At 66.4% G+C, this 24,289-nt stretch carries 15 protein-coding genes; 12 read left to right on the top strand and 3 right to left on the bottom strand.

The window, feature by feature from the left end:
* The first annotated feature begins 36 nt into the window (after nucleotides 1-36).
* From BSF38_RS26085 to BSF38_RS26030, 9 genes are all read left to right on the top strand, one after another.
* Nucleotides 37-759: a pyridoxine 5'-phosphate synthase gene (locus BSF38_RS26085; RefSeq protein ID WP_076349976.1), complete on the top strand. Its 723-nt coding sequence runs from the start codon at nucleotides 37-39 to the stop codon at nucleotides 757-759.
* Between the two features lie 267 nt (nucleotides 760-1,026).
* A complete protein-coding gene (dapA, locus tag BSF38_RS26080) occupies nucleotides 1,027-1,920 on the top strand; it encodes a 4-hydroxy-tetrahydrodipicolinate synthase (RefSeq protein ID WP_237170613.1) in 894 nt (297 codons plus the stop codon).
* Nucleotides 1,921-2,240: 320 nt separating this feature from the next.
* Nucleotides 2,241-2,654, top strand: a complete 414-nt coding sequence (locus BSF38_RS26075; RefSeq protein ID WP_076349975.1) for an ArsR/SmtB family transcription factor — start codon at nucleotides 2,241-2,243, stop codon at nucleotides 2,652-2,654.
* Nucleotides 2,655-2,955: 301 nt separating this feature from the next.
* Nucleotides 2,956-3,726 (top strand): OmpH/Skp family outer membrane protein, encoded by a 771-nt coding sequence (locus BSF38_RS26065; RefSeq protein ID WP_076349973.1) that lies wholly within the window; start codon nucleotides 2,956-2,958, stop codon nucleotides 3,724-3,726.
* Nucleotides 3,727-3,966: 240 nt separating this feature from the next.
* Nucleotides 3,967-5,313 (top strand): UDP-3-O-acyl-N-acetylglucosamine deacetylase, encoded by a 1,347-nt coding sequence (lpxC, locus tag BSF38_RS26060; protein ID WP_076349972.1) that lies wholly within the window; start codon nucleotides 3,967-3,969, stop codon nucleotides 5,311-5,313.
* A 99-nt stretch (nucleotides 5,314-5,412) separates the two neighbouring features.
* The gene (lpxA, locus tag BSF38_RS26055; RefSeq protein ID WP_076349971.1) at nucleotides 5,413-6,228 is read left to right on the top strand and encodes an acyl-ACP--UDP-N-acetylglucosamine O-acyltransferase; all 816 of its coding nucleotides are present in this window, start codon (nucleotides 5,413-5,415) and stop codon (nucleotides 6,226-6,228) included.
* Between the two features lie 54 nt (nucleotides 6,229-6,282).
* Nucleotides 6,283-7,404 carry a Gfo/Idh/MocA family protein gene (locus BSF38_RS26050; RefSeq protein WP_076349970.1) on the top strand — a complete coding sequence of 374 codons (1,122 nt, stop codon included), beginning with the start codon at nucleotides 6,283-6,285 and terminating at the stop codon, nucleotides 7,402-7,404.
* A 525-nt stretch (nucleotides 7,405-7,929) separates the two neighbouring features.
* Nucleotides 7,930-16,479, top strand: a complete 8,550-nt coding sequence (locus BSF38_RS30470; protein WP_168189463.1) for a beta strand repeat-containing protein — start codon at nucleotides 7,930-7,932, stop codon at nucleotides 16,477-16,479.
* 276 nt (nucleotides 16,480-16,755) lie between these two features.
* A complete protein-coding gene (locus BSF38_RS26030; RefSeq protein WP_099092037.1) occupies nucleotides 16,756-17,157 on the top strand; it encodes a hypothetical protein in 402 nt (133 codons plus the stop codon).
* 67 nt (nucleotides 17,158-17,224) lie between these two features.
* On the opposite strand, the gene BSF38_RS26025 is transcribed toward BSF38_RS26030, so the two are convergent.
* The gene (locus BSF38_RS26025) at nucleotides 17,225-20,113 is read right to left on the bottom strand and encodes a tetratricopeptide repeat protein (RefSeq protein ID WP_237170612.1); all 2,889 of its coding nucleotides are present in this window, start codon (nucleotides 20,111-20,113) and stop codon (nucleotides 17,225-17,227) included.
* A gap of 246 nt (nucleotides 20,114-20,359) precedes the next feature.
* On the opposite strand from BSF38_RS26025, the gene BSF38_RS26020 reads away from it, so the two are divergent.
* A complete protein-coding gene (locus BSF38_RS26020) occupies nucleotides 20,360-20,905 on the top strand; it encodes a peroxiredoxin family protein (RefSeq protein WP_076349965.1) in 546 nt (181 codons plus the stop codon).
* A 65-nt stretch (nucleotides 20,906-20,970) separates the two neighbouring features.
* Here the strand turns inward: BSF38_RS26020 and BSF38_RS26015 are convergent, their stop codons facing one another.
* Both BSF38_RS26015 and BSF38_RS26010 read right to left on the bottom strand, forming a co-directional pair.
* A complete protein-coding gene (locus BSF38_RS26015; RefSeq protein ID WP_076349964.1) occupies nucleotides 20,971-21,498 on the bottom strand; it encodes a hypothetical protein in 528 nt (175 codons plus the stop codon).
* An 88-nt stretch (nucleotides 21,499-21,586) separates the two neighbouring features.
* The gene (locus BSF38_RS26010) at nucleotides 21,587-22,333 is read right to left on the bottom strand and encodes an SDR family NAD(P)-dependent oxidoreductase (RefSeq protein ID WP_076351482.1); all 747 of its coding nucleotides are present in this window, start codon (nucleotides 22,331-22,333) and stop codon (nucleotides 21,587-21,589) included.
* Between the two features lie 238 nt (nucleotides 22,334-22,571).
* Here BSF38_RS26010 and surE point away from each other — a divergent pair, with 238 nt between their 5' ends.
* Nucleotides 22,572-23,315, top strand: a complete 744-nt coding sequence (gene surE / locus BSF38_RS26005; RefSeq protein ID WP_083713506.1) for a 5'/3'-nucleotidase SurE — start codon at nucleotides 22,572-22,574, stop codon at nucleotides 23,313-23,315.
* Between the two features lie 179 nt (nucleotides 23,316-23,494).
* Entirely contained in the window at nucleotides 23,495-24,061 is a 567-nt protein-coding gene (locus BSF38_RS26000; protein WP_076349963.1) for an FKBP-type peptidyl-prolyl cis-trans isomerase, read from the top strand.
* Nucleotides 24,062-24,289: the final 228 nt, after the last annotated feature.

Below are 24,289 nucleotides of genomic sequence, written 5' to 3'. Positions count from 1 at the left end.
CGCACACGCGAAGAGATTCGAGAAGGAGGTTCCACAATGCCCCGACTGGGCGTCAACATCGACCACGTCGCCACGCTCCGCCAGGCGCGGAAGGGGCGCGAGCCCGACCCGGTCTGGGCCGCGGCCATCGCCGAACTCGGCGGCGCCGACGGGATCACGATCCACCTGCGCGAGGACCGTCGCCACATCCAGGATCGCGATCTCCGCATCCTCCGCGAGACCGTGCAGGTCGTCCTCAACCTCGAACTCTCCATCGATCCGGCGATGGTCGCGCTGGCTCTGGAGTACCGGCCCGACCAGGTGACGCTCGTTCCCGAGCGCCGCGAGGAGATCACGACCGAGGGGGGGCTGTCGGTCACCGCCCACCGCTCCCGCACCGCCGAGGCCGTGGCGCGGCTGCGTGACGCCGGCATCCACGCGGCGCTCTTCCTCGACGCCGATCCTGCCGAGATCGACGCGGGGATCGAGCTGGGGGTCGTCGCGATCGAGCTGCACACCGGCCGCTACGCCAACGCTCGCGAGGGGTCCGACCGCGACGTCGAACTCGACGCCCTGCGGCGGGCCGGGGCCCGGATCGCGGCCGCGGGCGTCGAGCTGCACGCCGGGCACGGGCTCGACTACCGCAACGTCCAAGCCGTGGCCGCGCTCGATCGGATGGCCGAGCTGAACATCGGCCACAGCATCGTCAGCCGCTCCCTCTTCGTGGGCCTGGAGCGCGCCGTCCGCGAGATGAAAGACTGCATCGAGGTCCGGGCCTGATCCCCCTCCGTCGACTCGACCGCGAGGGAAGCCCATGTTTTCGAGCCGCAACACTCCTGCATGGAGCCATGTCGTATTTCCGGTCGCGACGGAGGTATCCACTTCCCTTGCGGCGAACTGATCACTAATATATTCATTGATCGTATGCAGTGCTGCATAGATTAAAATTTCACATGAAATCGTGATCGAGACGTTTACGCGTGGCCCGGCCTGCGGGTTGGAGTGGAAACTCCGGCGAACGTCGCGGTCCGATAATGGAATCAAGACATGGCGACGAAGGGTCGAATGTTCGCCGGATGCACGGTCGCGCTGGCGACTCCGTTTCGCGACGGCGCGGTCGATGAGCCGGTTCTGCGTGCGTGGGTCGAGTGGCAGATCGCCCAGGGGACGCCGGTGATCAGCCCGGTGGGGACGACGGGCGAGGCGCCGACGCTTTCGCACGCGGAGCACGAGCGGGTCATCGCGATCGTGGTCGAGACGGCCGCGGGGCGGGCGAAGGTGCTGCCGGGGACGGGGTCGAACTCGACGGCCGAGGCGGTCCGGTTGACGAAATTCGCGGCGAATGCTGGGGCCGACGGCGCGCTGCTTGTCGCTCCTTACTATAACCGCCCGAGCCAAGAGGGGATCTACCGGCACTTTGCGGCCGTCGCCGAAAGCGTCGATCTGCCCATCGTGCTGTACAACATCCCGGGACGGACCGGCAGGAACGTCGAGGTCGACACGGTCGAGCGGCTCGCGGGTCTGGGGCCGATCGTTGCGATCAAGGAGGCGTCCGGTTCACTCGACCAGGTGAGCGAGATCCTCGTCCGGACCGACTTGACGGTCCTCTCCGGCGACGACAGCCTGACCTTGCCGATGCTCGCCGTGGGAGCCGAGGGAGTGATATCCGTGGCCGCCAACCTGATTCCCCAAGACATTGCCGCGCTGATCCGCGAATTCAACGCCGGCGACCTTCGCGCCGCCCGGGAACGCCACGCTCGGCTCTTTCCGCTGTGCCGGGAGCTGCTCGGACTGGCGCCCAACCCGGTGCCGCTCAAGGCGGCCCTGGCGCTCTTGGGCCGCGGCAACGGCGAGCTTCGGCTCCCCTTGTGCCCCCTCGATGAGGCGGCTCTCGGTCGGTTGTCTCAGGCGCTGAACCAGTACGGCCTCTTGAACCGCTGATCCCGCTTGCGCATCCCGGCTCGGCTTCCGATTCCATTCCACTTAGATATTGATTATCATGCGTAACGGCCGAGTCTCATCGAGGCTCGCCGATTTTTCCGTCGGTTGCACGCGGTCATCGTTCGACCTCGCCTCGTCCCGCTCGCGCCCGATCTCATCCAGAGATCGAGATCTGCAATTATTAATTCCGTTTCATGATGAGCCGTGGTGGGACTGCGCGCGATCGTCCCACGACGGCCCTTCGGTTCCTCGTTTTTAATCGCTGACATCCCGACCATCACCGTTACTTACTCCGACTTCAAGAAGAAGGATTTCCACTCATGGCTCGCAAAGACGCGAAGCAGTCCACGGAAACCAACGGCAAGGCGGCGGAGGCCGCGCCGGAGGTCTCCGACCAGTCGATCCGCGAGCTCGCCCAGGTCTTCAAGCTCCTGAGCGACGAGACCCGGCTCCGCATCCTGTTCTATCTGGCGCTGTCGGAAGACGGCGAGCTGCACGTCACCGAGCTTTGCCAGCGTCTGGGCCAGAGCCAGCCGGCGGTCAGCCATCATCTGGCCTTGCTTCGCGTCTCCGGCCTGATCGAGTCGCGGCGCGAGGGCAAGCATAATTTCTACAGCGTTCGCACCGACCACTTCGGCGACCTGCTGCTGAGCCTGTTCTCGGCCGCCGGCGAGACGCCCAAGAACAAGAAGTACCGGTTCCACGACTTCGTCCTGACCTACGCCGGCGCCTGATCCGAGCGGGGCTTCGCCGCCGGCTCGATCGGCTTCCCCCCTCCCCCGCGCGTTTCGACGTTGAACCCGCGCAGTTCGCCTTGACCCTCGCCGCGCTTCCGCGCAGAATGCCGACGTTGGCCTGCCGGAGCAGCGGAAAGACCGACGACGACCCTCCTTCGAGGGCTCTCGGTCATTTCCGAGCCGGACTCGATTTCCCCCAGGATGTACGGGAAACGAGTCGGGCCCCGGCGGCCGCTCGACTCGAGCACAAGACAGGCGTACGGCCTGTTACCACCAGCGGTGAAAAGGAGTGAAGCCGATGGTTCTCTCTTCACGTTTGATCGCGGCCCTGGGCCTCGGAGCCGCGGGGATGGCCTTCCTCGCCGCCCCCATCCAGGGACAGGGACAAGGGCAGGCTCAGCAAGACGGCGGCGTCCGCCGCACCGCCGGCAACGCCGGTGCCGCCGCGCCCGCTGGTTTCAAGGCCCCGATCCCGCCGGTCATCGGCACGGTCGACCTGGAAGCCGTCTTCAAGGGCTACGAAAAGGTCAAGGCGCAGGCCGAGGAATTCAACGCCGCCGCCATGGCCAAGAAGAAGGATCTCATGAAGATCCAGGGCGAGATGGCCCAAGAAGCCGAGATGCTTCAGAAGCTCAACCCCGGCAGCGACGACTTCAAGAAGCGCGAGAACCACATCACCGAGCTGAAGGCGAAGATGGAAGCCGGCCGTGAGTCGGCCGAACGCGAGTTTAGCTCTCGCGAGGCCGAATCGATGGCCACGCTGTACAAGGAAATCCAGGTCATGGTTCAGAAGATCGCCGAGCAGCGGCGAATGAACTACGTCGTCCGGGTTTCCAACCAGCCGATCTCGGGGAGCAACCCGAATTCGGTGATGGCCGCGATGTCCAACACGATGATCTACGCCGATCCGCGCAACGACATCACCAACGACGTCGTCCACAACCTCAACAAGTGGTACGCCGCCGTGGGCGGGCACGTTGCCAAGCCCGCCGCCGGAGCCGCCGTTGGTGGCGCCCCCGCCGCCGCTCAACCGGCCGCCGCCGCCGCCGCCCAGCCCGAGGTTCACTGAGTCGGGGCCGAGCCGAGCCGGCGGATCGACCGCCGCGGCGCATCGCGAACCGCCCGGCGAGACCGCCGACCGCCGGGCCGCCGTTCCCGATCACAAGACCGATCGGGACACTTTGAGGTGACATGGCTTGGCTTTCGAGCCGCGACGCCGCGGCTCGAACCGTCATGAGATCAACCGTCGCGCGGCCGACCCTCGCCTCGAGGCCGATCCGCCCGCGCCGGCGAAAGGACCAGGGTAGGAATGCTCATCGCCAAGCGTCCGCAACGAACTCTCGCCCGCGCGGCGGAGGTTCGTGGAGTCGGATTCTTCCACGGCGCCGATGTGACCATGCGGTTTCTCCCGGCCGATCCCGACACGGGGGTTCGGTTCATCCGGACCGACCTGCCCGACCGCCCCTCGGTCGCGGCTCGGGTCAGCCAGGTGATCCCCACCCAGCGGCGGACGGCCGTGCAGGATGGTCCGGCCGTGGTCGAGTTGATCGAGCACGTCATGGCGGCCCTCGCCGGCTTGCAGATCGACAATTGCCTGATCGAGATCGACGCCCCCGAATGTCCGGGGTGCGACGGATCGAGCCGGGTGTTCGTCGAGACCCTCGACGCGGCCGGCGTCGTCGATCAGGATCGGCCGCGCCAGACGCTCACGATCGAACGCTCGTTCACCGTTCGCGAGGGCGACGCCGTGCTTGCGGCGCATCCCAACGCCACCGACGGGCTGACGCTCTCGTACCACCTGGACTACGGCCAGGACTCGCCGATCGGCAACCAGAGCTTCCTGCTCTCGCTATCTCCCGAGTCGTTCCGCTCCGAGGTCGCGGCCAGCCGCACGTTCCTCCTGGAGCACGAAGCTAAGTCACTCCGCGCGGCGGGGATCGGACTTCGCGCCACCGAGAAGGACGTCTTGCTGTTCGGCCCCGACGGCGTGGTCGGCAACACGCTTCGGTTCCCCGACGAGTGCGCCCGCCACAAGGTGCTCGACATGATCGGCGACCTGGCGCTTTTGGGCATGGACCTTCACGGGTTCGTCGTCGCCCACCGCTCGGGGCACCACGCCAACGCCTCGCTGGTGCGCAAACTGCTTCAGTCGATCGAGAAAGAAAAGGAGAAGGAGGCCGATCCCTGGGCTCCTCCCCTGCCCCTCCGGAGCGACGGCACGATCGACATCCAGGGAATTCTCGAGATCCTTCCGCACCGTTACCCGATGCTGCTGCTGGACCGGGTTCTGGAACTCCAGGCCGGCCGGCGCGTGGTCGGGCTCAAGAACGTCAGTTTCAATGAGCCGTTTTTTCAAGGCCACTGGCCGGGACGGCCGATCATGCCTGGCGTCTTGATCATCGAGGCCATGGCCCAGGCGGCCGGGATCTTGATCGCGTCGAGCGTCAATCGGTCAGGGCGAGCCGCGGTCATCGCGTCGATCGACGACGTGAAGCTCCGCCGGCCGGTCGTGCCCGGAGACCAGCTCCGCATCGAGATCGTGGCGCACAAGATCAAGACGACCTCGGCGAGCGTCACCGGAGTCGCCAAGGTCGGCGACGCACTGGCCGCTCAGGCGAAGATCCGGTTCGTGATGATCGACGCCCCGGCGGCCTAGGCGGCTCGCCGCGGCCTCTCGCCCGGCCGATCGCTCGGGCGCCCAAGTCACAGCCACGTCTTTCCCTATCCCGCAAACCGGCTGTAGGAACCGTCACTCATGGCCACGATGATTGCTGACACCGCGTGCATCGACCCTCGCGCCGAGATCGCCGACGACGTGGAGATCGGCCCGTACTGCGTGATCGGACCGGACGCCAGGATCGGCCGGGGAACCCGGCTGATCGCGCACGTCTGCATCCTGGGCCACACGACCCTGGGTGAGAATAACGTCGTCCACCCCAACTCGGTCCTCGGCGGCGATCCCCAAGACTTCAGCTACAAAGGGGAGCCGACGCGCCTCGAGATCGGCGACTCCAACACCTTCCGTGAAGGCGTGACCATCCATCGCGGGAGCTGCAAGGAAGAGAGCCTCACCCGGCTTGGCTCGCACAACTACTTCATGGCGAACGTTCACGTCGGCCATGACTGCGTGCTCGGCGACCGGATCTTGATCGCCAACAACACGATGCTCGCCGGCCACATCCACGTCGACTCCTACGCCACGATCTCGGCCGGCGTCGGCCTGCACCAGTTCGTCTCGGTCGGCAACTACAGCTACATCGGGGCGCTGACGCGAGTCTATCACGACGTGCCGCCGTTCATGCTCGTGGAAGGGAACCCTTCCAAGGTGCGTTGCATCAACATCGTCGGCCTCAAGCGGCACGGCCTGAGCGCCGAGGCGATCGCATCGCTGCACGAGGCCCACAGGTTGATCTACCGCGCCCGGATGATCGCCAAGCAGGCTCGCGAGGTCCTCGACGCGCACGGCCACATCGGCCTGGAAGTCCGGCGACTGCTCGACTTCATCGAGATCCAGCAGCAGGGCCGCCACGGCCGCGGCCGCGACCGCGCCAAGCTGTCGGCTTCGGCCTGACCAGGTCGCGAAACGGCGATGAATGACAACGGAACGTCACGGAGACTTGGATCGATGAAACCGCTGCGCGTCGGAGTCGTCGGGGTCGGCCATCTCGGCCAGCATCACGCCCGGATCTTGGCCTCGCTGCCGAACGTCGAGCTGGTGGCGGTGGCCGATTCGCGCCCCGAGCAGGCCCAGGCGGTCGCCGCCAAAGTCGGGACCCGAGCGGTCGACGATTATCGCGAGTTGATCGATCAGGTCGACGCCGTCTCGGTGGCCGTCCCCACAGTGCTTCACCGCGAAGTCGCCGGCGCGTTCCTCTCGCGAGGGATCGCCGCGATGGTCGAGAAGCCGCTGGCCGGCTCGCTCGCCGAGGCCGAGCAACTCGTCGCCCTCAGCCGGTCGACCGGCGCGGTCCTTCAGGTCGGGCACATCGAGCGGTTCAACCCCGCGCTTTCGGTCCTCCAAGACGCGCCGATCCGTCCCAGGTATCTGACCGCCGAACGGCTCTCGATCTACACGTTCCGCTCGACCGACATAGGCGTCGTCTTCGACCTGATGATCCATGACATCGATATCGTGCTGAGTCTGATCTCGGCCCCTGTGCGGTCGGTCGCCGCCGTCGGTGCCAGTCTGTTCGGCGATCACGAAGACGTGGCCAACGCCCGGATCGAGTTCGAGGACGGCACGGTCGCCAACCTGACGGCCAGCCGGGCGAGCGAAGCGGCGACGCGGAAGATGCGGATCTGGGGTGCCGAGGGCTACGTCTCGCTCGACTTCGCCGCCAAGCAGGCGACCGTGGTCAGGCCCTCGGATGCCTTCCTGGCCGGTCAGCTTGATCTCGAAGGGGTCGACCTTTCCCAGGCCGCTGAGATCAAGGAACACCTGTTCGGTAAGGTCCTCCGCGTCGACAAGCTCCAAACGACCGGCCGCGAGCCCCTGGCCCTCGAACTCGAAGACTTCGTTGCGGCCGTGCGCGGCGACTCCCGCCCCCGCGTCTCTGGCGAGGACGCCCTCCGCGCCGTCCGGGTCGCCGATCAGATCCTCCGCAGCCTCGACGCCCACCGCTGGGACGGCGACAACGCATCGGTCGCCCCCCTCTCGCACGCCTCCGAAGCCGCATCGGTCCTCCGTGGCCCCCACGCCCTGCGGCTCAACAAGTCCGCCGCCGTTCGTAAGCATTCCGAGCGTTGATCCCGCTCCCCACTCTCACGCCTCCACTCATTTCTTCGTTCTGATCGAGCCGCACTCTTTGCGATGCTTGTGAGCTTGCGTGTGCGTTTCGCTTGGAATGTGTTCGTGTGCATTACGACTCACGGTCGCGTAATCGCAACGATTTGACATTAAAAAATGTAGATTTTCGGCGTTCTCGCCAAGAATCTCCACTAGTGAGTTCGCGCATTGGACTCCGATGTCCTAATGGTTTGATGTGATCAGGCGATTTGCGGGCCTTGCGGCCCCTACTTCGTCGACCAGCGACTCCAGCGCGGACGATCCGCCCGCGGAGTCGCGCCTCCTTCGTCGGACCAAGCCGCCGCCGAAGAAGCACGCCAGGCTGCGCTCGGCGGACGCGAATCCGCTTGGATCTCGTCGCCGAAACGATTGAGCGAGTTCGCGCCCAACCTCTCTTACACCCAAGAGAACCTCACCATGAGCAACAAGCGTCGCGACCGACACGTTTCGAAATCCCGCATTACGGCGCCGGATCGACGACGGCGTTTGAATATAGACCTGCTCGAGGACCGCCTCGCGCCGGCCGTGTTCCCGGTGATCAGCGCCTTGGACGCGGGACCGGGCACGCTTCGGCAAGCGATTCTCGACGCTTCGGGCAACGCGGAGGCGGACACGATCGTGTTCGACCCGTCGCTTGCCGGCCAGACGATCACCCTCACCAGCAACAGCGCCAACTCGGCCTTCGGCCCGACGGCCCTGACCATCGTCAACGACGACATTACGATCGACGGGTCGGCCGCCCCGATGCTGACGATCAGCGGCAACGACGCCCATCGCATCTTCGCCGTGGGGAGCGGCGCCTCGCTGACTCTCCAGAACATCACCCTGACGGGCGGTCGCGCCCAGGGCGGCGATGGCGGATCGAGTGCGCCGGGACCGGGTGGCGGTGGAGCGGCGGGATTGGGCGGTGCGGTCTACGTCTACGCCGGCAACCTAACCCTTGTAAATAGCACACTGACCAGCAATACCGCTCAAGGCGGTGCCGGCGGTGCCGGTAGCATCAGTCCGAATATCGCTGGCGGTGGAGGTGGTGTTGGCGGAAGCGGCGGATCAGGCACGTTATTGAATGTGGGTGGCGGCGGTGGCGTGGGTGGCCCGGGCGGTTCCATGATCGGGATTGGCCCGGGCGGTGCCAATGAGAATGGAGACCAGGCCGCATCCGGCAACGGAACACTCGGCGGCGGCGGGGCGGGAGGAACCGTCGGCGGCGATGGTCTCGCGCTGAGCAGCGGCGGCTTCGGCGGCGGCGGCGGCGGCGGCTCCGGCGGTGCCGGTGGTGCCGCCGGCTTCGGTGGCGGTGGCGGCGGCGGCACGAGTTCGGGTGGTGTGGGCGGCTTCGGCGGTGGCGGCGGCGGCGGCACGAGTTCGGGTGGCGTCGGCGGCTTCGGCGGCGGCGCTGGCGCTCTCGGCGGCGGCGGCGGTGGCGGTGCCGGCATGGGCGGCGCGATATTCGCCAACGGCGGCGTCGTCACCATTGAGAACTCGACGTTTACCGCCAATTTCGCCATCGGCGGCGCAGCGGGTGTCGGCGGAACCCCGGCAGCCGGATTGGGTTACGGCGGAGCCCTCTTCGGCTACAACAGCACGATCACCGTCAACAGCACGACCATCTCAGCGAACTCGGCCACAGCCGGCACGGGGATTTTCAACCTCGGCGACGGCACGACCGCGACGATCGTGCTCAACAATTCCATCGTTGGGCAGGCGGCCAGCGTCGGCCCCGACTTCATCGGAGACACGACCAATTCCGGCACCAACACGAGCAGCGGCGTCGGAAACCTGATTCGATCGGCGGTTGGATTCGGCGGAACCATCGCCGAGACCGCCGACCCCGAACTCGGAGTCCTGGCCGCCAACGGCGGCCCGACCATGACGATGCTCCCGAGCGGCACCAGCCCTGTGCTCGCGGGGGGCGACGTCGCAGCCAACACCCTGCTCACTGACCAGCGGGGACTGGCTCGCGTGTACGCCGGGGTCATCGACATCGGAGCGGTGCAAGCGACCCAGGCCATTGCTCCGGTCATCACCACCGCTGACAACGCCTCGTTCGCGACTGGCAGCCCGGGGACGTTCACGATCATCGCCACGGCCTCCCCGGACGCCACGATCACCTACACGGGGGCCTTGCCCACCGGTCTGAGCTTCATCGACAACGGCGACGGCTCGGCGTCGCTGGTCGGTACACCGGCCGCCGGCCAGGTGGGGGTGTACAATCTCGTTGTCACGGCTGCCAATGGAGCCTTGCCCGACGCCATTCAGAACTTCACGTTGACGGTCAGCCCGGCGATCACGCTCACCCCGAGCACCTTGCCGGCCGCGGCCGTCGACAGCGCGTACAGCCAGCTATTGACGGCGTCCGGCGGGTCGGGAAGCGGCTACGTCTTCTCGGCGACCGGGCTTCCCGACGGGTTGTCGATCGACGCCAACGGCTTGATCACCGGCACGCCCACGACCACCACGGGCTCTCCGTTCAGCTTCGACGTCGAGGTTACGGACAACGCCTCGACATTCACCATGTCATTCACCCTCGCCGTCAACCCGGCGCTGGCGATCACCCCCGGAACCGTGCCTCAGGCGGCCCTGGGGAGCCTGTACAACCAGCAGTTGACGGCGACGGGTGGCTCTGGAGTCGGCTACGTGTTCTCGGCCTCGGGTCTTCCCGCCGGTCTGTCGATCGACGCGTCCGGCCTGATCACCGGCACGCCCACGGACAACTCCGCCTCGCCGTACACAGTCGACGTCACCGTCACCGACGACAGCGGGGCTTCCACGGTCCAGTCGTACACACTGACGGTCAACCTGGCGTTGGCGATCACCCCCGGAACCGTGCCTCAGGCGGCCCTTGGAAGCGCATACAGCCAGCAGTTGACGGCGACGGGCGGCTCGGGAGTCGGCTACGTGTTCTCGGCCTCGGGCCTTCCCGCCGGTCTGTCGATCGACGCCGCCGGTCTGATCACCGGCACGCCCACGGACAACTCCGCCTCGCCGTACACAGTCGACGTCACCGTCGTCGACGACCAGGGTGCGAGCTTCACTCACCAGTACTCGATCGTCGTCAACCAGGCGCTGGCGATCACGCCGGCCGCCGTGCCTCAGGCGGCTCTCGGCAGCGTCTACAGCCAGCAGTTGACGGCGACGGGCGGCTCGGGAGTCGGCTACGTGTTCTCGGCCTCGGGGCTTCCCGCCGGGCTGGAGATCGACGCCGCCGGCCTGATCACCGGCACGCCCACGACCAACGCGGGGTCGCCCTACACGGTCGACGTCACGGTCGTCGACAACAACGGGGCGAGCTTCACCCAGCAGTACTCGATCGTCGTCAACCAGGCGCTGGCGATCACGCCGGCCGCCGTGCCTCAGGCGGCTCTCGGCAGCGTCTACAGCCAGCAGTTGACGGCGTCGGGCGGCTCGGGAGTCGGCTACGTGTTCTCGGCCTCGGGTCTTCCCGCCGGTCTGTCGATCGACGCGAACGGCCTGATCACCGGCACGCCCACGACCAACGCCGCCTCGCCGTATACGGTCGACGTCACCGTCGTCGACGATCAGGGGGCGAGCTTCACTCACCAGTACTCGATCGTGGTCAACGCGGCGCTGGCGATCACGCCGGCCATGGTCCCCAACCCGACCGTCGGCAGCGCGTACAGCCAGCAGTTGACGGCCACGGGTGGTTCGGGCGTCGGCTACGTGTTCTCGTCCGTGAACCTGCCCACGGGTCTGTCGATCGACGCGGCCGGCTTGATCACCGGCACGCCCACGACCAACGCGGGGTCGCCGTTTACGGTCGACGTCACCGTCGTCGACGATCAGGGGGCGAGCTTCAGCCAGCAGTATCTCGTCACGGTCAACGCGGCATTGGCGGTCACCCCCGGAACCGTGGCGCAGGCGGCTCTTGGGAGCGCGTACAGCCAGCAGTTGACGGCGACGGGTGGCTCTGGAGTCGGCTACGTGTTCTCGGCCGTGGGTCTTCCCACCGGGCTGGAGATCGACGCGAACGGCCTGATCACCGGCACGCCCACGACCAACGCGGGGTCGCCCTACACGGTCGACGTCACGGTCGTCGACAACAACGGGGCGAGCTTCACCCAGCAGTACTCGATCGTGGTCAACGCGGCGCTGGCGGTCACCCCCGTCACCGTGGCGCAGGCGGCCCTTGGGAGCGCGTACAGCCAGCAGTTGACGGCGTCGGGTGGCTCTGGAGTCGGCTACGTGTTCTCGGCCTCGGGTCTTCCCGCCGGTCTGTCGATCGACGCGTCCGGCCTGATCACCGGCACGCCCACCGACAACTCCGCGTCGCCGTACCTCGTCGACGTGACCGTCGTCGACGACCAGGGCGCGAGCTTCACTCACCAGTACTCGATCGTCGTCAACCAGGCGCTGGCGGTCACGCCGTTGACGCTTCCCAACCCGACCGTCGGCAGCGTGTACAGCCAGCAGTTGACGGCGACGGGTGGCTCTGGAGTCGGCTACGTGTTCTCGGCCTCGGGTCTTCCCACTGGCCTGGAGATCGACGCGTCCGGCCTGATCACCGGCACGCTCACGACCACTGCGGGCTCGCCCTATAGCGTGCTCGTCACCGTCGTCGACGACCAGGGCGCGAGTTTCACCCAGCCGTATTCGCTCGTGATCGATGGGCCCCTCGCGATCAGCCCGGCCAGCGTGCCGCAGGCGGCTCTAGGCAGCGTCTACAGCCAGCAGTTGATCGGTTCCGGCGGCTCTGGAGTCGGCTACGTGTTCTCGGCCGTGGGTCTTCCCGCCGGGTTGTCGATCAACGCCGCAGGCCTGATCACCGGCACGCCTAACGGCGTGGTCGGCGCCTTCAATTTCGACGTCACGGTCACCGACAGCCTGGGCGCGGACCTCAGCCAATCCTACTCGATCACCGTCAACCCGGCCCTGGCGATCACGCCGTCCACGATCCCCAATGCGATCGTCGGCAGCTTGTACAGCCATCAGTTGACGGCGACGGGTGGCTCTGGAGTCGGCTACGTGTTCACGGCCGCGAGCCTGCCCGCGGGTCTGTCGATCGACGCGGCCGGCCTGATCACCGGCACGCCCACGGACAACTCGGGCTCGCCCTACACGGTCGACGTCACCGTCGTCGACGACCAGGGGGCGAGCTTCACCCAGCAGTACACCCTCACGGTCGAACTGGCCCTGGCGATCACCCCGGCCAGCGTGCCGCAGGCGGCTCTGGGGAGCGCCTACAGCCAGCAATTGACGGCGACCGGCGGTTCGGGATCGGGCTATACGTTCACGGCCGCGAACCTGCCCTCGGGGTTGTCGATCGACGCCGCCGGCTTGATCACCGGCACGCCCGACGGCGTGGTCGGCGCCTTCAATTTCGACGTCACGGTCACCGACAGCCTGGGCGCGGACCTCACCCAATCCTACTCGATCACCGTCAACCCGGCGCTCGCGATCACGCCGGGGACGCTGCCGCAGGCGGCCCTGGGAAGCCTTTACGCCCCACAACTGACGGCCACGGGTGGCTCTGGGGTCGGCTACGTGTTCTCGGCCGTGGGTCTTCCCGCCGGGCTGTCGATCGACGCGTCCGGCCTGATCACCGGCACGCCCACCGACAACTCCGCGTCGCCGTACCTCGTCGACGTGACCGTCGTCGACGACCAGGGCGCGAGCTTCACTCACCAGTACTCGATCGTGGTCAACGCGGCGTTGGCGGTCACGCCCGGCTCCGTGCCGCAGGCGGCCTTGGGGAGCGCGTACAGCCAGCAGTTGACGGCGTCGGGTGGTTCGGGCTCGGGTTACATGTTCACGGCCGTCAACCTGCCCGCCGGGCTGTCGATCGACGCCGACGGCCTGATCACCGGCATGCCCGACGGCGTGGTCGGCGTCTTCAATTTCGACGTCACGGTCACCGACGGCCAGGGGGCGAGCGTCGTCCAGCCGTACACCGTCACGGTCAACGCGGCGCTGGCGATCACGCCGGCCACGCTCCCCAACCCGATTGTCGGCAGCGCATACAGCCATCAGTTGACGGCGACGGGCGGATCTGGAGTTGGCTACGTGTTCTCGGCCGTGGGGCTTCCCGCTGGGCTGACGATCGACGCGTCCGGCCTGGTCACCGGCACGCCCACGGACAACTCCGCTTCGCCCTACACCGTGGACGTCATCGTCGTCGACGACCAGGGCGCGAGCTTCACCCAGCAGTACATCGTCACGGTCAATGCGGCCCTGGCGATCACCCCCGTCACCGTACTGCAGGCGGCTCTCGGCAGCGTCTACAGCCAGCAGTTGACGGCCACGGGTGGTTCGGGCTCGGGCTACGTGTTCTCGGCCGTGGGCCTTCCCACCGGTCTGTCGATCGACGCGTCCGGTCTGATCACCGGCACGCCGACGGACAACTCGGGTTCGCCCTACACCGTGGACGTCACCGTCACCGACGACCTGGGCGGATCGCTCACCCAGCAGTACTCGATCACCGTCAATTCGGCGATCGTCTTCGGCGCCGTGAGCTTCCCGCCGGCGACGGTGGGCAATGCGTTCAGTTACCAGTTCTCCGCGATCGGCGGCTCGGGTTCGGGCTACACGTTCAGCTCGAATTCCGCCCTACCGGCCGGCTTGACCCTGAGCCCGGACGGTCTGCTCTCCGGCACGCCCACCGACAACTTGGGGTCGCCCTATATCATCGACGTCGTCGTCACCGATGGTCAGGGCGCCTCGGTCGCCTCCGGACCTCTTTCGTTGGCGGTTCTGGCCGCGGTCACGATCACCCCGGCGAGCCTGCCGATCCCCACCGTCGGCAACGCTTACAGCCAGCAGTTGACGGCCACGGGTGGTTCGGGCTCGGGCTACGTGTTCTCGGCCGTGGGCCTTCCCACCGGGCTGTCGATCGACGCGTCCGGTCTGATCACCGGCACGCCGACCACCAGCGTCGGCTCGCCTTTCAACGTGATCGTGACGGTGACGGATAGTAACGATGCCACGGGCGGCGGAACGTACACGCTCGTCGTCAACTCGGCGATCGTCGTCGACCCGGCCGTTCTCTCCGCGGCATACGCCGGCGTCGCCTTCAGTCAGCAGTTCACGGCGTCGGGCGGTTCGGGGTCGGGCTACACGTTCGCGGTCGACAGTCTGCCGGCGGGACTCACGCTCAGCGCGAGCGGACTTCTGAGCGGGACGCCGACTTCCACGTCCGGATCGCCCTTCTCTTTCCTCGTGACGACCACTGACGGCAACGGTGCGAGCACCAGCCAGTCGTTCGTCCTCAACATCAGCCTCTCCAGCAGCTCGACCGGCTTGATGACCTCGGGGTCGCCCGGCATCTGGGGGCAGTCGGTGACCTTCACCGCCTGGGTTCAGTCGGGTGGCCCGGTCGTGGCGACGCCCACCGGTACGATCACGTTCATGGACGGCTCGAACGTCCTTGAAGTCGTGCCGATCTACGGCGGAGCCGCCTACCTGAACACCTTGGCCCTCGCGCCTGGCTCGCACAACATCACCGCCGTCTACAGCGGCGACGCCCTGTTCCAGGGGAGCACGTCGTCCATCGTCGTGCAGGCGGTGAAGATCGAGGCCGCGACGACTTTCACGTCGTCGTCCACCACGCCGAACTACGGCCAGGCCGTCGTCTTCACGCTGACCATCGCGTCGCAGGATTCGCTGGTTCCTACCGGACTGGTCGGCTTCTATGACGGCGATACCCTGATCGGCACCGCGCAGGTCGACCCGACCGGCGCGGCTTTCATCACCGTCTCCGACCTCAGCGTCGGGGCGCATTCGATCAAGGCGATCTACGCCGGCGATACTTACTTCCTGGCGGTGGCGTCTCAGACGATCGATATCGGGGTAACCCAGAACCAGTCGACCGCTGGCAACGTCGTCTCGTCCGCACCGCAGATCTTCTACGGACAGACGGTGACTCTGACCGCCTCGTTCGCCGCGGATTCGGGAGGCTCCCCGATGACCGGTACGGTCGCCTTCTACGACGGCGATACGTACCTCGGATCGACGAGCCTGGTTCCGTTCTCTCCCAACACCGCGACTCAGCCAGGGTTCGCGTCCCAGACCATCCCGCTCGTCTACGGTCGAGCAACCCTGCCGAACGTCAGTCTCTCCGTCGGCAGCCACGTCATCCTGGCGGTCTACTCGGGCGACGCCAACTACGCCTCGGCCAGCACGGTCTCCCCGGCCTCGGTCGCGGTCTCCCCGGCCCAGACGAGCACGTCCCTCACCGCGAACACCCTGGCCGACGGAGCGACGATCCTGACCGCCACGGTGGTCGCCACCACCCCCGGCAATCCGCCGATCGCCGGTTCGGTCGCTTTCTACGACGGCGACGCGCTGCTCGGGACGGTGCCGGTGAACGCCGGCGCGGCGAGCCTGAACATCGGGACGCTTTCGAGCGGCTCGCACGTTCTCAAAGCGGTGTATTCGGGAGGCGGCACGACTTCGGCCAGCAACGCCTCGCTGGTCATCAACTCGTCCGGTCCCCAGGTGGTGGGGCTCAGCCGATACGGTTTCCACTACTCGGCCACGACACTGATCCTGAATTTCAACAGCCCACTTGATCCGGCCGCCGCGCAAGCGGTCTCGAACTACCAGATCACGGGGAGCAATGGCCGTGGGATCGCGGTGTCGCGGGCCGTCTACGACGCGTCGTCGTGGACGGTGACGCTGTACCCGTCGCAGAGGTTGAACCTGCACTGGACTTACACGCTGGTCGTCAACGGCAAGACGCCGAACGGCCTGACGGGCGCTTCGGGCATTCCGCTCGACGGCTCTGGGCAAGACCAGCCGGGCACCAACTTCACGACGAGCATCACCTGGAAAGCCCTGGCGGTCGCTGGCGACCAGCCGGCGGTCGTTTACGCTGGTGGAACCGCTCAGACCACCACGGCACGGTTCAACGCCTACGTCAACAACATCGTCCGACGGACCCAGCAAGCGGCGGTGCGGCTGGTCCGCTCTCTGCCGGTGGCCCGCGTCGCCGCCGCACGGCCGCCGGTGGCTCCCAAGGCCGTCGTCGCACGGCCGGTGGCGGCCCGTATCGTCGCCAAGGTGTGGCGAGGCGGGCGCTAAGCTCTTAAGTTCTCACGGCTCGCCGAGAGGCCATGGCAAAACCTCGATCGATCCGCGAACCGCCTCGTTCCCGAGCGGTTCGCGGATCGCGTCGGTTTTCGGTCCCATCTCCTGCGCTTGCCAGGAAAGCCGTGTTTGGATTAGACTTGCACGGTCAAACTTGCGCTCACTGTCTGGCCGTTTCGCCCGGCCGCGGGCGTGCAAGCTGCGTTTCGGCCGCCGTCGGGCGGTCTTTTCCTTTTCTTTACCGTGCGACGTCGTTGCAGGATCTGTTCGATGGCCAAAAAAGACGCGGACAAGGACAAGAAGGCCAAGCCCCACGGCCAGGCCAAGGATCACAAAGACCACAAGCCGCCCAAGTCCGAGTCGAAGGACAAGGACAAGGAAAAGGCCAAGAAGGCGAAGGACAAGGAAAAGGCCGCCGCCGAGGCCGCTGCTCCGGTCGAGCCCAAGGTCGAAGCCCCTCGTCAGCCGGCCGACCCTCGGCTCAAGTTCGTCAAGAAGTTCCACGGCCGGTTTCTGCCCCGCGGCCCGCTACGTGACCGCCACACGGTGCTGTTCGATCGCTGGAACAGTGGTGAGGACCACGGCGGCGTGACCGTCGACGAGCTGAAGTCGCTTTACAGCGACTGGATGGTCTCGCGCCAGAAGCCGGTGAAGAAGAAAGCCGCCGTCTGAACCTGAGACGGCGAATCCGTTCCATGGCGAGCGGGGGGCGTCAGCCCCCTGACCTCGTGGATCTCGATCAGCGGGGGGCGTCGGCCCCCCGTTCTGCGTTTCGCTCGCCCGCGAACCGGCCGACGGCTGAGGCGATGGCGCGGGCCGAGACGCGAGCGGCGTCGCTGGGGGCGCAATCAACCGCCGCCAGGGCTTGCTCGTAGGCGGCGCCTGCCCGGCCGGCATCTTGCTCGACTACCGCAAGACCATAACGCGCCTCGAAAAGGTTCGGCTCCTGCGCGATCGCCTGCTGATAGAGCTGGCGCGCCTCGGCGAATCGACCCTGGGCCAGTTCGCAGACCGCGAGCCGAGCGTTGCGAACCGCGGGACGGGGCACGGTGCCCGCCTTGGTCAGGGTCGCTCGTGCCTGGGCGGGGTCGCCCAGGTGGAGATAGAGGTTCGCCAGCCGCTCGACCGTCTCCCAGGGCGCCTGCCCTGGCGCATAGGCGCGTTCCAGAAGCGCGGCCGCGGATCCCGCGCGACCGTGCGCGAGCTGTTGCTCGACGAGCTGGTCCAGCTCGCCTAGATTCCGCCAGGTCGTCGCCGGCGGCGGGTCTAGCTGCTGCCGGACATTGTTCCGTATGGCGTCGGTGCGGATTTGCTGGTCGACCTGAGCTTGATTGATCGGGTGCAACGAAACGATCTCATCAACCACCGGCGCGAGCGGCTCGAACAGGAGCCGATCCTGGTAGCATTGCTGAAGGCCGATCAGCGACAGGAAATCGCGCGGGGCGATCTCGACCGCGCGCTTCAACGCGTAGGTCGCACGGATCGGCGACAGGTCAAAGATCGGATCGAACGGCAGCCGAAAGCGGGGCGCTGGCCGAGACAGCGGGTCGCGCAGCATTTCGATAAGACCGATCGACTTCCAGCCCTCGAGCGAGTCGGGTGCGGCTTCCACGACGCGACGGGCATAGTCGAGGCCCAGCCAGATCATCGGCCGCGCGAGGTCGCCTCGACTCATGCTGTGAAAATTCACATAATTGCGCAGGCCCTTCGCCGCGGCGATCAGGGACGGCGTCCCGTGAGGTTCAAGGGCGGCGTCCGGGTGAAAGTGCCGTGCGCCGAAATCGACTTGATGGGCGGCGACTGCGGACTTGTACGAATCATGAACGAAGACGGCGGCAAGCTCGTCGAACCACACGCACCGCCAGTGGTCGCTTCCGAGAAGGACGGAGCCGATCTGAGAGCTTTGTTGATGATCGACCATCATCGTCGGGCGGCCGATCGCGTCGAGGTCGCGCTGCCACCCTGCCTGCTCACCCGCGAGCCGCTTCTGAAGCTCGATATAAGTATCGTAAAGTTCGGGCCCGGTGATCTCCAGTCGGGCGTCGGTGTAGACGGTTTTTCCGGGGCCGCCGGGCCGCTCCGGGCTGTTGTAGTAGATGAAGAGCGAGGCGAGTCCGTTGTGGTAGCTGAGGAAGCGGTCGGGCATATCGGGACCGCCGGCGAATCGCGCGGCGGCGTGCGGGAACCAGAGCCGTTCCTCGCCCCAGCCGATCTCGCGGCCTTCGCCGGCCCATGTATAAAACTGACCGCTCCCCACCGCGAAAACGAGCAAGATCAACGCGACAAGGGCGACGAGTCGCGGCCGGATTCCGTCCGAATCGGAAGCCGACGCATCGGACTTGCCGGCCGACCGTCGGGCGTTGCGCGCGCCAACCCACTCGGCGAAGTTCCAGGCCGTCACCGTGCCGACGACCGCTGCGAACTGGTGACTGTTCCGCGTCGCCCGAAAACTCAGCATCGTGAAGGCCGCGAACAACAGCAGTCGCAACAAGCTGATCCGCCATCCGGCCTCGTCGGGGTTGACGGCCACGGGCCTGCGCCGCGGCTTCCGGCTCGCAGTAGCCGATTTGATGGCGACCTTTGAAGACGTCGACTTTCGAAGTTTTCCCGCCGCGCCTCGCTCCGAGGGCTCGCGGTCCAGTTCTGCGACGGCTCGGGACGGCAACGCCGAGTGGACCCGGGCCGCGACGGCCGCGAGGATCGGGATCAAGAAGCTGAGCGCTCCCAGGGCGATCGTCGCGAAATGGAGCTGGAGCGGCAGCACCCAGATGCCGGCGCTCTTGATGAAACTGGGGATCGACTGCAACTCGGCGATGCTGTTCGAGAAGACCGGATTGCTCATCGTCGAGGCGAGTTCGAGCGGGTAAAGCGCCCCTCGAATCCCGTACGGATTGAGCAGGCACGCCAAGCCCGTCGCGGCCGACGCCGACATCGCGATCGCCCACCATCGCTTCCGGTCGCCGCCGAAGTTCCGCGACCGCAGCGCCGCGTCGATCAAACCGAACCCCAGGACGATCGGTCCGAGCACGAATAGCCCGTGCGAGTTGACCCACGCCACCTGGACGAAGGGCAAGAGCCAAGCCAGCCAGGGACGCCGGTCCCATCGGCAGAGCACGGCCAGATAGATCGAGAGGTAGAAGAGGCTCAGCGTCTCCGGGCGGACGTACATCCGTCCTGAAAGGACCAGGAGAGCCGGTATCCAGGCCAGAATCATCGTCCAGACCGGCCAGGTCCGGCGTCGAGCCGTGATCAGCAGCAGCAACGCCGCGCAGGTGATCACGCATTTCGCCAGGGTCAAGGCCGGCACGCCGCCGCGTTCGTAGATCCAGCTCACGCCGACCTGGAACATCCAGTGGAGATCGATCCACGGGGTGCCGGCGCGGGTGAACGTGTAGAAATCGACGCTGGGAACCTGGCCGGTCTGTCGGATCAAATCGCCGGTCCGCAGGTGCCAGTGGAAGTCGGTGTCCTTGAGGGGGAAGACGCCCAGCAGGAAGGCCAGCGCCAGAAAGAGCCCGATCAGGGCGACGTCGAACAACCGCAATCCCCAAGACGGCCCGGCCAGTCGGCTCTTGCCCGCCGACGGCGACGGCCGGGGCCTGGTCTGAGGAGGACTTTCCGTGGACATCAAGCGACTCCCTGCGCGGCGGTCTGCGGCTTCGGCATCTCTCGGCGAGCGGCCGAAAGTCCAAGTGTAACACCCTCATGCGACCGGGGTCGAGGCTTCCAGGAGCCCGCGACGTGGGGCCGGAACGGAGGCTGTCGCGACGAGCCGCCGGCGTCATCGTTGAAACCAGGGCTTCTCACTGCTAACGTGCTAGAGGTCCGAAGGATTTACCACACCAATGAACTGTTTCGCGGTCTGGAGCACATCATGAATCGTCGCATCGGCCGGAAAGTTTCGTGGTTCGGGATCGGAATCGTGCTGGCTTCGGGGATGACGCTCGCAAGCGCCGCCGAGCCGAAAGTCGGCGACCCGGCCCCGGCGTTCAAGCTTGAGGGGTCGGACGGCAAGACGTACGAACTCTCCGATTTCAAGGGGAAGTCGGGCGTCGTCCTCGCCTGGTTCCCCAAGGCGTTCACCGGGGGCTGCACCAAGGAATGCAAGTCGTTCGCGGCCGCGGGCGAATCGCTTCGTGGGCTGAAGATCGCCTACTTCACGGCGAGCGTCGATACGTCCGAGCTGAACAAGAAGTTCGCCGAATCGCTGAGCTGCGATTACCCGATCCTCAGCGATCCCGACAAGAGCGTCGCCAAGGCGTACGGCGTCGTTCATGAAGGCCGCGCCGTGCCCGAGCGGTGGACGTTCTACATCGACAAGGAAGGCGTCATCAAGGCCATCGACAAGCAGGTCAAGACCGAGCAAGCGGCCGAGGACGTCGCCGCGAAGGTCAAAGAGCTGGGCATCGCCGCCAAGTGAGCCGAGTCCGCGAGCGATCGCGGAGCGCAATCAACCGCAACGCCGACCCGGCCCGACAGTCTTCTTCAAGGCTGGCGGGCCGCGGCGGCTTGACGTTGCAAGATCACCCAGCGGTACTTGATCTCGCCGAGGATCTTCCAGAACAGGCGGCTGTGCATCCGGCCGGGCACCCGGCCGCAAGCGCGGGCCGAGAACGAGGTCGGCTCGGTGTATTCCAGGTGATGAGCCACTTCGTGGAGGAACGTGTCGAACAGCTCCTCCAACGGCCGGCGGCCCAGTTCGGTGTCGTTTACGTACACCCGAACCAGCCGGCGGGTCTTGTAGTAGCCGCCGAGAACCCGGGTCGTCGCCCGAGTGTTGAGGTCGAGGTCGAACGCGACCCGGCATCGATAGATCCGTTCCAGGCGGGTCCGGAACAGCGGGGCGAGGGCCGACACCGGCACATCGAACCGGCTGGGAAGCTGCGCCGGCCTGCGGATCGACGGTGCCGAGGACGGTCCCGCGACGACCTCGGGGTGAGGCGTCAGGACGTCGCCGTCATGGATCTCGGTGCGTCGGCCCGGGGTGGGGCTGGAGTGTTGCGTGTGGTCCATGCGTCCTTCTGAACCCTCAACTCAAACGGATACGGCCCGTTTCTCTCACGTCCGTGAGACCTTCTGATAGGACGTCTTGTCAATCGATTCAATACGTCGCCCGGCCGCCACTGATGTCGTAGCACTGGCCGGTGGTGAAACTGGATTCGCGACTGGCGAGGAAGTGGACCAAGGCGGCGACCTCCTCGGGAGTTCCCGCCCGACCCATGGGGATCTTCGAGAGCATGTACTCGACGGTCGACGGGGACATGCCGTCAAGGATCGGCGTGCGAATCACGGCGGGGGAGATCGCGTTGACCGTGACGTCCCCCTTGCCTGCGAGTTCCTTGGCCAGCGATTTCGTCATCGCGATGACCGCGGCTTTCGAGGCGGAGTACGGCAACAGAGTGGGGTTGCCCTCCTTGCCCGCAATCGAGGCCACGTTCACGATCCGCCCGTAGCCGCGATCCATCATTCCCGGCACGACGGCCTTCGAGAACAGGAACGGACCGATCACGTTGACCTCGAAGACCGTACGGACTTCGTCGACTTCCAGGTTCCAGCTCAGATCGGTCCGGCCCGTGATTCCGGCGTTGTTCACCAGGATCGAGACGGGGCCGAGCCGGGCCTCGACCTTCGCGATCGCGTCGCGGACGTCGGACTCGGAGCAGACGTCGCCGCCGATCGCCAGGCCGCCCAGTTCTTCGGCGATCTCGTCGGCGTGCTTGTCGTCGCAGTCGAACACGGCCACCCGCGCTCCGGCCGCGTGCAGCCTCCGCGCGATCGCCGCCCCGATGCCCTGGCCCCCGCCCGTCACAAGCGCAATCTGGTCTTTGAGTTGGAAGAAATCGGCCATCTGCATCACTCTAGCAAGGGTCGGAGGTCGTCGAAAATCAGTCGCCGTCCGAAAAAACCTGGCGATTACGAGAATTTCGGACCATCGAAGCATAGCTTCAGCGTCTTGCCGGGCACAAGACGGGACTCCATGCCGAGTTTGACTTCGTGACCCAAAGCGCCGACAATCCGGGGCGGGATCGTGGGCCCGGCCGAGCGCGGGGCTCGGCCGTCACTCAGGAACGGGGCGTGGTGAATCGATGTCGATTCGAGAATCGCCGATGCTGCTGCTGACGAACGACGACGGTTACGATGCGCCAGGGCTCCTGGCGTTGCGGCGGGCGTGCGACGGCCTGGGCGACTCTCGGGTGATCGCCCCCCTCACGGCCCAGTCGGGCTGCGGCCATCGCGTGACGACTCACGAAACGCTCGAAGTGAGCACGCACGAAAATGGCGTTCTGGCCGTATCGGGCACGCCGGCCGACTGCGTCCGGCTGGCGATCGACCACCTGGCGCCGGACGTCGCGTGGGTGCTCGCGGGCGTCAACGCAGGGGGAAACCTGGGGACCGACGTCTTTCATTCCGGGACCGTCGCCGCGGTGCGCGAAGGAGTCATTCACGGCCTGCCGGGGATCGCCGTCTCGCATTACATCGCCCGCGGCCGGTCGATCGACTGGGAGCGCGCCGCGCGGTGGACGCACGAGGTGCTTCACGACTTGCTCGCGAGGCCTTGGAGGCCCGGGACGTTCTGGAACGTGAACCTGCCCCACCCCGCGCCGGGCGCGGCCGATCCCGATATCGTGTTCTGCCCGCTCGACCCGTCGCCGTTGCCGCTACGGTACGAGGTCGAGCCCGGCCGGGCGCTCTATCGAGGCGACTACCAGCAGCGCCCGCGTCGCGACGACGGCGACGTGGCCGTCTGCTTCGGAGGGGGGATTGCCGTCAGTCTGGTCCGTGTGTTCGACGCCGATCTGGACGGAACCGTCGGCGGATTGAGCGGATAAGCGCATTCGACGACCGCCTCGGGACTGGTCGAAGCTCCCGTGGGCGTGTCATAATCGAATCACTCTGAAGACTCCAGCGGCGCGACACGGAACGTCCCACGTTTCGGGGCGCGCGCCGGGTTGGCGGCTTGATTCATCTCGTCTTCATTCGAGGTCCGGTTCGCTTGGGAGATCGATCGATGAGGCTTTGGTTGCTGGGTGCATTGGGCTTGCTCTCGCTCTCGCTCGCGGGTTGCGATTCTGATCAGATTCAGGTCATTCAGGTCGCGCCTCCGGGCGCCGTCATTCCTCGCAAGCCCCCAGAGGGCGACGACGTCGCCCAGGCGCAGGGTGAAACGGTCACCGCCTCGGCGCGCAACGCCGAGAGGGGCGGCGAGGTGCAGAAGGCGCAACCGACCCCGGTGGGCCAGTCCATCACGCTCGAAGGCGGCTTGAATTACGAGACCGTCAAGGCTGGGACCGGCGAGGAACTCACGCCCGGCCGGGTCGGCGTTATCAATTACGAGGGTACACTCGACGACGGCACGGTCTTCGACACCACGAAAAAGCGGGGGACGCCCGCCGAGTTCACCTTCGGAACCAACAAGCTCATCCCGGGCTGGGAGCGAGCCGTCCCCGGTATGAAGGTCGGCGAGATTCGCAAGCTGACCATTCCCCCGCTTTTGGGCTACAAGGACGAAGACAAAAAGGGAATTCCGCCGAATTCCACCCTCCACTTCGAGATCGAACTTGTCGGCGTGAAGTAATTCACGTGGTCGGCCCTTCGACGGACGAGCCGGGCGCTCCCGGCTCGTCGCGTCACGCCGGTTCCGCGCGAACGTACGCGAATTCAAGCAATCGTTGTGGAAATCGCCCGGACCGTCCCGTTCCAGACGACGTCCGCGGAATCGTTCCGACAATCGGATCGACGCAGATCTTTCCCCGCCGCGAGGCGACTCGCGACCGATGGTGACGTTGAAAGTCTCCCGGCTGAT

It is taken from the genome of Paludisphaera borealis, from assembly GCF_001956985.1.
GTDB classification, from domain to species: Bacteria; Planctomycetota; Planctomycetia; order Isosphaerales; family Isosphaeraceae; genus Paludisphaera; species Paludisphaera borealis.
The sequence above is the reverse complement of the archived record's forward strand: the minus strand, read 5'-3'. Positions and strand labels throughout refer to the sequence as shown.